The organism is Kocuria tytonicola, assembly GCF_003687455.1.
Lineage (GTDB): Bacteria > Actinomycetota > Actinomycetes > Actinomycetales > Micrococcaceae > Kocuria > Kocuria tytonicola.
In genome coordinates, this window is record NZ_PHOA01000100.1 from 1 (window position 1) to 8850 (window position 8850).

General features: G+C 69.5%; 9 protein-coding genes. 7 read left to right on the plus strand and 2 right to left on the minus strand.

Features of this window, described 5'->3' with window-relative positions; translation table 11 throughout:
• Positions 1-17 precede the first annotated feature (17 nt).
• Positions 18-1364 carry an RNA 5'-3' helicase PhoH2 gene (phoH2, locus tag CWC38_RS09800; protein WP_439108839.1) on the plus strand — a complete coding sequence of 449 codons (1347 nt, stop codon included), beginning with the start codon at positions 18-20 and terminating at the stop codon, positions 1362-1364.
• Between the two features lie 45 nt (positions 1365-1409).
• On the opposite strand, the gene CWC38_RS09805 is transcribed toward phoH2, so the two are convergent.
• The gene (locus CWC38_RS09805; protein ID WP_121846567.1) at positions 1410-2177 is read right to left on the minus strand and encodes a hypothetical protein; all 768 of its coding nucleotides are present in this window, start codon (positions 2175-2177) and stop codon (positions 1410-1412) included.
• 79 nt (positions 2178-2256) lie between these two features.
• Here CWC38_RS09805 and CWC38_RS09810 point away from each other — a divergent pair, with 79 nt between their 5' ends.
• The 3 genes from CWC38_RS09810 to CWC38_RS09820 all read left to right on the plus strand — a co-directional run bounded on the left by CWC38_RS09810 (position 2257) and on the right by CWC38_RS09820 (position 4940).
• The gene (locus tag CWC38_RS09810; RefSeq protein WP_121846568.1) at positions 2257-2796 is read left to right on the plus strand and encodes a prepilin peptidase; all 540 of its coding nucleotides are present in this window, start codon (positions 2257-2259) and stop codon (positions 2794-2796) included.
• Positions 2797-2899: 103 nt separating this feature from the next.
• A complete protein-coding gene (locus CWC38_RS09815) occupies positions 2900-3367 on the plus strand; it encodes an NUDIX hydrolase (RefSeq protein ID WP_121846569.1) in 468 nt (155 codons plus the stop codon).
• A 49-nt stretch (positions 3368-3416) separates the two neighbouring features.
• Positions 3417-4940 (plus strand): FGGY-family carbohydrate kinase, encoded by a 1524-nt coding sequence (locus CWC38_RS09820; protein WP_121846574.1) that lies wholly within the window; start codon positions 3417-3419, stop codon positions 4938-4940.
• A 23-nt stretch (positions 4941-4963) separates the two neighbouring features.
• On the opposite strand, the gene CWC38_RS09825 is transcribed toward CWC38_RS09820, so the two are convergent.
• Positions 4964-5917: a sugar-binding transcriptional regulator gene (locus tag CWC38_RS09825; protein WP_121846570.1), complete on the minus strand. Its 954-nt coding sequence runs from the start codon at positions 5915-5917 to the stop codon at positions 4964-4966.
• Between the two features lie 221 nt (positions 5918-6138).
• On the opposite strand from CWC38_RS09825, the gene CWC38_RS09830 reads away from it, so the two are divergent.
• The 3 genes from CWC38_RS09830 to CWC38_RS09840 all read left to right on the plus strand — a co-directional run.
• The gene (locus CWC38_RS09830) at positions 6139-7275 is read left to right on the plus strand and encodes a zinc-binding dehydrogenase (protein ID WP_121846571.1); all 1137 of its coding nucleotides are present in this window, start codon (positions 6139-6141) and stop codon (positions 7273-7275) included.
• The gene (locus tag CWC38_RS09835; protein ID WP_121846572.1) at positions 7272-8606 is read left to right on the plus strand and encodes an RbtT/DalT/CsbX family MFS transporter; all 1335 of its coding nucleotides are present in this window, start codon (positions 7272-7274) and stop codon (positions 8604-8606) included. Before CWC38_RS09830 ends, CWC38_RS09835 begins: the two co-directional genes overlap by 4 nt.
• A 48-nt stretch (positions 8607-8654) precedes the next feature.
• Positions 8655-8850: dihydroxyacetone kinase subunit DhaK (locus tag CWC38_RS09840; RefSeq protein WP_206059891.1), on the plus strand; the 196-nt coding region annotated here is incomplete at its 3' end.

The following is an 8850-nucleotide window of genomic DNA, read 5'->3' on the forward strand; positions in this document are numbered from 1 at the left end:
CCGCTGCTCCTCCCGACGTGGCCACCCCGACGGGCGAGCCTGCGCAGGAACGGGAGGCGGCGGCGTCGGCCGGGGTGCGCAGCTACGTGATCGACACCTCCGTGCTGCTCTCCGACCCGCGGGCGCTGCTGCGCTTCGCTGAGCACCGCGTGGTGGTGCCCATGGTGGTGGTCACCGAGCTCGAGGCCAAGCGGCACGACCCTGACCTCGGGTACTTCGCCCGCAAGGCGCTGCGCCTGCTGGACGACCTGCGGGTCTCGCACGGGGGACTGGACCGGCCCGTGGCACTGCCCGGCGGCGGGTACCTCACCGTGGAGCTCAACCGCGTGGCGGACACCGTGCTGCCGCAGAGCTTCCGGCTCAAGGACAACGACTCCCGCATCCTCAGTGTGGCCGCGGCGCTGTCGCAGGAGGGACAGGACGTGTGCGTGGTCTCCAAGGACCTGCCCATGCGGGTCAAGGCCTCCGCACTGGGTCTCGCCGCGGACGAGTACCGCGCCGAGTGGCTCGGCGGCGACGACGAGTACACGGGAGTGGCCCACGTGGACGCGCCCGACGACGTCGTGTCCGGGCTCTACGAGGACGGCCGCGCCCACGACGTGCCGGGCGCGGAGGGCCTCCCCGTGAACACCGGGCTCGTCGTGCGCTCCCCAGCAGGCAGCGCACTCGCCCGCGTGGAGACGAGCGGGCTGGCCCGGGTGGTGTCCGCGGACCGGGACGTCTTCGGGGTGCAGGGCCGCTCGGCGGAGCAGCGCCTGGCCATCGACCTGCTGCTGGACCCCGAGGTGGGCATCGTCTCCCTCGGCGGACGCGCCGGAACCGGAAAGTCCGCCCTGGCGCTGTGCGCCGGTCTGGAGACCGTGCTCGAACGCCGCGAGCACCGCAGGATCATGGTGTTCCGACCGCTCTACGCGGTGGGTGGGCAGGATCTCGGATTCCTCCCCGGGACCGAGGAGGAGAAGATGAACCCCTGGGGCCAGGCGGTCTTCGACACCCTCTCCGCCGTGGTCTCACCGGCCGTGGTGGACGACGTCGTCGCCCGCGGCATGCTCGAGGTGCTGCCGCTCACGCACATCCGCGGGCGCTCGCTGCACGACGCCTGGGTGATCGTGGACGAGGCGCAGTCCCTGGAGCGCAACGTCCTGCTCACGGCGCTGTCCCGGGTCGGGAAGAACTCCAAGGTGGTGCTCACCCACGACGTCGCCCAGCGGGACAACCTCCGGGTGGGGCGGCACGACGGGATCATGGCGGTGGTCGAGGCGCTCAAGGGCCAGCGGCTCTTCGGTCACGTGACGCTCACGCGCTCGGAGCGCTCACCCATTGCGGCGCTCGTCACGGACCTCCTGGAGCGCCAGGACGTGTGAGGCGCGCTCGCCGCGGACGTGGCGCGGCGGCGTCGTGCGCTGGACCTACGTGGTGGCCACCGGCCACGGGAGGTGGCGGGAGACGTCCGTGAGGTCGAGGTCGTGCGCGGTGAAGAGGTCGTCCAGCTGGTACTCGTCCACGCCCTCGATCACGAGCCGGTGCCCCTGACCGGCGTGCGGGCCCTGCAGGACGTGCGAGTGCACGCACACCCCCGTGGCGTGGTCCACCGCGATGCGTGTGGGACCGGGGGCGAGCGGGTGGCCGCTCGTGACGGCGCGGTAGCGCACCGTGGGTTCCACGGTGGCGCACCAGACCCGGCGACCGGCGAAGGTCCCGGTGGCGGTCCCGTGCAGCCGGGCCGGGCGCTGCTCCGGGAGGTACGGGGGAGTGGGCGCGGGGCCCACGCACTCCACGGGGTCCAGGACGGCCTGCCAGCGTCCACCGCCGAAGACGGGGTCCCCGTACGCGGCCTCGGGGCGGCGGGTGACCAGCCCGTGGTCGTCGTACACGGGCGTCACGAGGGCGGGCGGCAGCAGCCAGGAGGACGGGGTGTCCGCCACGTAGAAGTCGTCCCGGGAGCGCTCCAGGGAGGTGGTCGTGTAGCGGAGGACACCGTCGAGCGTCTCCACGCGCAGGTCCGAGGGGCGGCGCAGCCAGGCCCGCACCGGTTCCGCGGCGGCCGAGCCACCGGCCTCCCAGGTGAGCACGAACCGCAGAGTGTGCCACCGCCACGGGGACGAGCGGCACAGCGCGGCGAAGGCCGCCGGCGGAATCTCCGGGGCGGCGGGCGCGGTCTGCCAGGGGGCACTCATGCGGTCAGTCTACGAAGCGGGCCTCCACAGCCCCTGACACACAGTGGGTCCGTGTGCCGGAGGTGCCTACGATGAGCGCATGATGCAGCCCAACACGGCGGGCATCGGGGGATTCGTGGGGGACCACCTGCAGGACGCGGCGCTGAGCGCCCACCTCGCGGCCGTGCTGTGCGCGCTGGCCGTGCTGGTGCTCGCGTGCTCCGGGGTGTGGCTCGCGGCCACCGACATCCGCGAGCACCGCCTCCCCGGTTCTGTGGTCCGCCCGCTCTACCCCGTCACCGCCACCCTGCTGGGCGCCGCGGCGGTGCTGGCCGACGACACCGTGCGACTGTGGTGGATGCTGTGGGGGCTCGCGATCATGGGCGGGATCTTCCTGGTGCTGCGGCTGCTGAACCCCGCCGGCATGGGCATGGGTGACGTGCGCTTGGCCGGTGTGCTGGGGCTGGTCACCGGGTTCTCCTCTGTGACCCACACCGTGCTGGCCACCGCCCTCACGTTCGTGCTGGCCGGGGTGTTCTGCCTGGGGCTCGTCCTGCTGCGGCGGGCGGATGCGAGCAGCCGGATCCCCCTGGGGCCGTTCATGATCGTGGGAAGCTTGGGTGTCGTGGCCTTCGCGTGACCGCCCGGCCAGCGGGCGCGGTCCGCGCGGCCACGACGACGCCGCGCGCGCTGCTGCGCGCGGAGCGGTTCCCGCCCGGCCCACCACCCAGGAGACGACGACCATGGCCACCCCCGAGTTCATCCAGCAGCTGCGCCGCAGCATCGGCCACGACCTGCTGTGGCTGTCCGGCTGCACAGCCGTGGTGGTGCACGAGGGGAAGGTGCTGCTGGGCCGGCGGGCGGACAACGGCAACTGGGGGCTCATCACCGGCATCGTGGAGCCGGGGGAGGACCCCGGCGTGGCCGCGCGGCGCGAGTGCCTGGAGGAGACGGGCGTGGAGATCACGGTGGACGCCCTCGTGCGGGTCAAGGCCGGGGGAGTGGTCGAGTTCCCCAACGGGGACCGTTGCCAGTTCCTGGACCACACGTTCCTCTGCAGCCGGGTGGCTGGGGAGGCGCGGGTGGCGGACGACGAGTCCCTTGAGGTCGGCTGGTACCCCCTCGACGAGCTGCCGCCGATGCCGGAGCACCAGGCCGAGCGGCTGCGTGCGGCGCTGGAGTTCACGGGCACCACGGGCTTCGAGCGGTAAATTGATCGGGGGGGTGCGCCCGGAGCGCACCCAGGAGAGGGGCTTCCGGATGACACAGGCGTACATCGGGATGGACATCGGCACAGGCAGCACCAAGGCGGTGCTGTGCTCCACCGAGGGCAAGATCCTCTACTCGGCCACGCGCAGGCACCAGATGCAGATCCCCCGCCAGGGATGGGCGGAGTTCGAAGCCCAGGACGTGTGGTGGGACGAGGTCTGCTCCCTCGGCCACGAGCTCATGGAGCACAGCGACGGTGCGGAGATCCTGGGGATGTGCGTCAGTGGAATGGGCCCGTGCCTCGTGCTCACTGACGATCAGCTGGCTCCCGTGCGGCCGGCGATTCTGTACGGGGTGGACATGCGAGCTCACCGGGAGATCGAATCTCAAACCCTGCGCTACGGGGCCGAGACCATTCTCCAGGAGTGCGGCACAGCCCTGTCCTCCCAGGCGGTGGGGCCGAAAATCGAATGGGTGCGCCGTCACGAGCCCGACGCCTTCGACCGCGCCACGCGCCTCTTCGGAGCGAATTCTTACGTTGCCGCCAAGCTCACGGGTGCCTACGTGCAGGACCACCACTCGGCAAGCCAGTCCGATCCCCTGTACTCGATGCCCGGTGACGTGGGGGGACTGCATGCGCCCGATGCTCCTGCCGGTTCATGGCACCGGGAACGGTGGAACGACATCTGCGGGCACCTTGAGGCACCGGAGCTCGTGTGGCCGCACGACGTCGTGGGGCAGATCCATGCCGAAGCGGCCCATGCCACTGGCATCCCGCGCGGCACCCCCGTCAGCGCCGGGAGCGTGGATGCCTGGGTGGAGGCGCTCAGCGCCGGGGTCCGCGCCCCCGGGGACCTCATGCTCATGTACGGCTCTACCATGTTCCTCACGCACACCGTGTCCGAGTTCACCGCTCATCCGCAGCTGTGGCTGACCAACGGGGTGTTCCCCGGAACCTTGACACTCGCCGCGGGAATGGCCACCTCGGGTTCGGTGCTGGGCTGGTGGCAGAAGCAGCTGGGCGATCTTTCCTTCCCGGAGCTCGATGCGCTCGCCGACGAGGTGCCCCCGGGTGCCGAGGGCCTGCTCTCCCTGCCGTACTACGCGGGAGAGCGTACCCCCATCTTCGATCCTCGCGCCCGTGGCACCCTGGTGGGGCTCACCTTGTCCCACGGCAGGGGCCACCTGATCCGGGCCCAGTACGAGGGCATCGGATTCGCCGTGCGTCAGGTCCTCGATCTGCTGGAGTCGCAGACGCAGCCCATCGAACGCATTGTGGCGGTGGGCGGCGGAGCGCAGTCACCCGTGTGGACGCAGGCCGTCAGCGACATCACCGGAAGGGAACAGGAGATCCCCGATCAGACCATCGGGGCGAGCTACGGGGACGCCCTGCTCGCGGCCATCGGCACTGGCCACCTGGACACCGGCACCACGTGGGCCAGCACCGCCACGGTGGTGCGTCCCCGCGCCGAGCACCGAGAGCTCTACGACCGTCTCTTCCAAAACTACGAATCCCTGTATCCCGCTCTGAAACCGGTGATGCACGAGCTCGCGGAGATCCAGGGCCAGAGTTGAGTACTGCTGACCCTCGTGTTGCGTCAAGGCAGCGACAGGACGGCGCGGGCCGTTTCCTCGTCCGTGACCAGCCGGTTGAAGAAACCGAGTGCGGCCCCGGCCGCTATGCTGCGGGCCTTGTGCACACCGGCGGCCACGGCCACTCGCTGGGGGATGGCCCGCAGCACGCCCGTGTCGATGCTGATCATACGATCGCTGCCTGGGAACTCCAGCAGGTTGCCGGCAGCGTCGTAGAAGTGCAGGCACACGTCCCCTACGGCGCGGTTCAGCGACGGGTGACGGTGCGGCACGGAGGAGGCGAGGGACGTGCGGCTGGCCGTGGGCGCTCCCACACCCACCAGGCATGCCGCCGCGTGGGACCACTGTTCCTTGATGGCCACGTAACTGGGGTCCTCCTGCAGCGCCCGGTACACGCCTGCGGAGGGCATGGCCTGAGCGAAGAGGAACTGGGGGGTGGCCCCCAGGTTCGACGCCGCGAGCCGCAGGATCTCGTTGGTCTGGTGCCACGGTTCCGGCTCGGACTGGCCGCCCACCCCCGGGACCACGGTGACCGATGTGAGGTCCGCCCGGACACTCTGCACCACTTGGTGCACGGCTTGCCCCGAGGCCAGCACGAGCACCTGGCCCGGCTGCAGCGCCATGTCCCGGATGGCCTCCCCCGCTGCGCCGCCCAATCCTGTCCCGATGTGGTTCACCTGGGAACCGGGTGCGAGGTAGACGCGTTGCAGTCCCAACCGCGTCTCGAGCTCCTCTCCGAGACCTCGTGCCATCGCTGAGGGAGGCCGGACAACGGAGATCCGCACGATGCCGCGTCTCCGTGCCTCCGCGAGCAGTCGCGACACGGTGGGGCGGGAGACCTCGAGCTCCGTTGCGATCTGCGCCTGGGTGGCCCCCTCCTCGTAGTACAACCAGGCGGCGCGGTACAACTCGTCCTCCGGTCGGTCCGTGCTTCGGGGAAAGGGAGGCGTGCGCGTCATGGTCGGGGTCCCATCGTGAACATATGTTCAACGAACGGTAGCACGCCGTCCACTTGAGCCCCGGAGAAGCCTGGTGGCTGGCGAGGCGGCCGACGTCTGTGCAGGTCGGATGGGGTTTAACGCCGCAGGGGTGTGAAAATTTGTTCTTGACATCTGTTCACCAACTAGTAGTCTCCATCACATCGTCCAACTATGACGTGCGACACGAAGGAGTGGCCATCATGAACCTGCCCCAGACCATGAACGCAGTGGTGTGCAACGGTCCCGAGGACTACACGCTCGAGGAGCGCCCCGTCCCCACCACCGGAGACACCGATCTGATCATCAAGGTGGAGGCGGTGGGGGTGTGCGCGAGCGACCTCAAGTGCTACCACGGTGCGAGCAAGTTCTGGGGGGACGAGAACCGTCCCGCCTGGGCGCAGAAGGGTGTGACCCCCGGGCACGAGCTCGTGGGTGAGATCGTGGCGGGTTCCGCCGAGGCCCTGGCGCATCACGGCGTGGCCATGGGGGACCGCATCGTCTGCGAGCAGATCGTCCCCTGCGGCGAGTGCCTCTACTGCCGCCGCGGCCAGTACTGGATGTGCGGCCCCCACGACATGTTCGGCTTCCGCAACTTCGACGGGGCCATGGCCGAGTACATGCTCGTTCCGCAGATCGCCCGGGTCCACAAGGTCTCGAAGGACGTCGCCCCCCAGCACGCCGCCTTCGCGGAGCCGCTGTCCTGCTCCCTGCACGCGGTGGAGCGCGCGAACATCACCTTTAACGACGTCGTCGTGATTGCCGGCTGTGGGCCCATCGGACTGGGCATGATCGCCGGGGCCAAGGCCAAGAGCCCGCTCAAGGTGATCGCGCTCGACATGTCCGACGACAAGCTGGCGCTCGCCGAGAAGTGCGGCGCGGACATGACCATCAACATTGGCCGCGAGGACGCGGTGGCCGTGGTCAAGGAGCTCACGGACGGGTACGGCGCGGACGTCTACATCGAGGGCACCGGGCACCCCTCCGCCGTTCCCCAGGGTCTGAACCTGCTGCGCAAGCTCGGCACCTTCGTGGAGTACTCGGTGTTCGGCTCAGACGTGACGGTGGACTGGTCCATCATCTCGGACGACAAGGAGCTCAACGTGCTGGGTGCCCACCTGGGCCCCAACTGCTGGCCTGCGGCCATCCGCATGGTGGAGTCCGGGATCCTGCCGCTGGACGAGATCTGCACGGACCAGTTCCCGCTCGCCCAGTTCCAGGACGCTCTGGACATGGTGGCGGACTCCGCTGGATCGTCCGTGAAGGTGAGCATCCTGCCCGGTCTCTCCGAGTCCCGGCACCGCTCCGCCCAGGCCCAGGCCCAGGGGTTCACCGCATGAGCGCCGCGGCCACCACGCCCAGCACCCCACAGAAGGAGCACTTTCTCGACAGGATCGGCATCCCGTCCGTCCTAAAGTGGGGCTTCCTGGGCGTGCTGATCTTCATGACCGGGCTGGGCGTGGAGTCCAACTTCCTCACGCCCCACCTGGCGAAGCTCCTTGGCTCCTCCGAGGCCACCATCGCAGTGGTCATCGGCTTCTACTCCGTGGCGGTGCTGATCGCCAGCTACCTCTCTGGCGCACTGAGCGACCTGTGGGGGCCCCGCCGAGTCATGCTGCTCGGGTTCATCATCTGGGTGGTCTTCGAGGTCGCGTTCCTGGTGGCCATCCAGACCGGCAGCCTGTGGCTCACCGGGATCACGTACTTCCTGCGGGGCTTCGGCTTCCCGCTGTTCTCGTTCTCCTTCCTGGTGTGGATCAACATCACCACCCCGGTGGAGCGCAACGGCACGGCCGTGGGCTGGTTCTACGTGATGTTCACGGGTGGTCTGCCCACCCTCGGGTCACTCGTGGCCATTGGCGCGATCCCCGCGTTCGGCGGCGGGGCCGAGGGTGAAACGGGTGCCATGTGGCTGTCCATCGCCCTGGTGGTCGTGGGCTTCTGCATCGCGTGGTTCGGGGTCAAGGCGGAGAACGGCAACCGCCGCATCGCCCCCGCGGGGGAGAGCGCCGGTCAGGTCATCTCCTCCGGCATCCGGCTGACCCTGACCAACCGCAAGGTGCTGCAGGGCTTCCTGGTGCGCCTCATCAACACGGCCCCCGAGTTCGGCATGTTCATCATCCTGCCGGCCGTCATCTCCACCACACTCGAGTGGGGCCAGGCCCGCTGGCTCACCATGACGGTGTGCGTTTACGCGGGCAACATCCTGTTCAACGCCATGTTCGGTGCCATCGGTGACAGGTTCGGCTGGCGCAAGACCGTGCAGTGGTGCGGCATCGTGGGCTCCGCGCTGGGTCTGCTGCTCTGGTGGTACGTGCCGCACTGGGTGGAGCCCGGTTCCACCTGGGGCTTCGTGCTCTCCACGATCGCCGGCGTGGCGTTCGGCATCATGCTCGCGGGCTTCGTGCCCATGGGCGCGATCATGCCCGCGCTGGTGCCCGAGCACAAGGGCGCGGCCATGGCCATGTACACCACTGCTGCCGGTGGCGCGTACTTCCTGGGATCCGCCGTGGTGGCCATTGTCCTGAACGTGACCCGTGCGCTGGGAATGTCCTCGTTCGCCTCCAACTCCGCCGTGGTGTGGACGTTCGTGGCCCTGTACGCGTGCGCTTTCGTGATGGTGAACCACCTGCGGGTTCCGCAGGACGAGAAGGGTGCCCGTCACCACTGAGGGGCGACGACCGCCCGCCGCCGTTCCATCTGCAAGGAGTGAGATCTGATGACGACCGTTTTCGATGCCCCGGAGGACTTCGCCGACGACCAGCTCGAGGGTTTCCTGGCGCTCTACTCGGACCGCCTGCGGGGTGTTCCCGGTGGGGTGGTTGCCCTGCCGCAGGGTGAGCCCGCCGTCGCCGTAGTGGTGGGCGGCGGGTCCGGGCACTACCCGGCCTTTGCGGGACTGGTGGGTCCCGGAC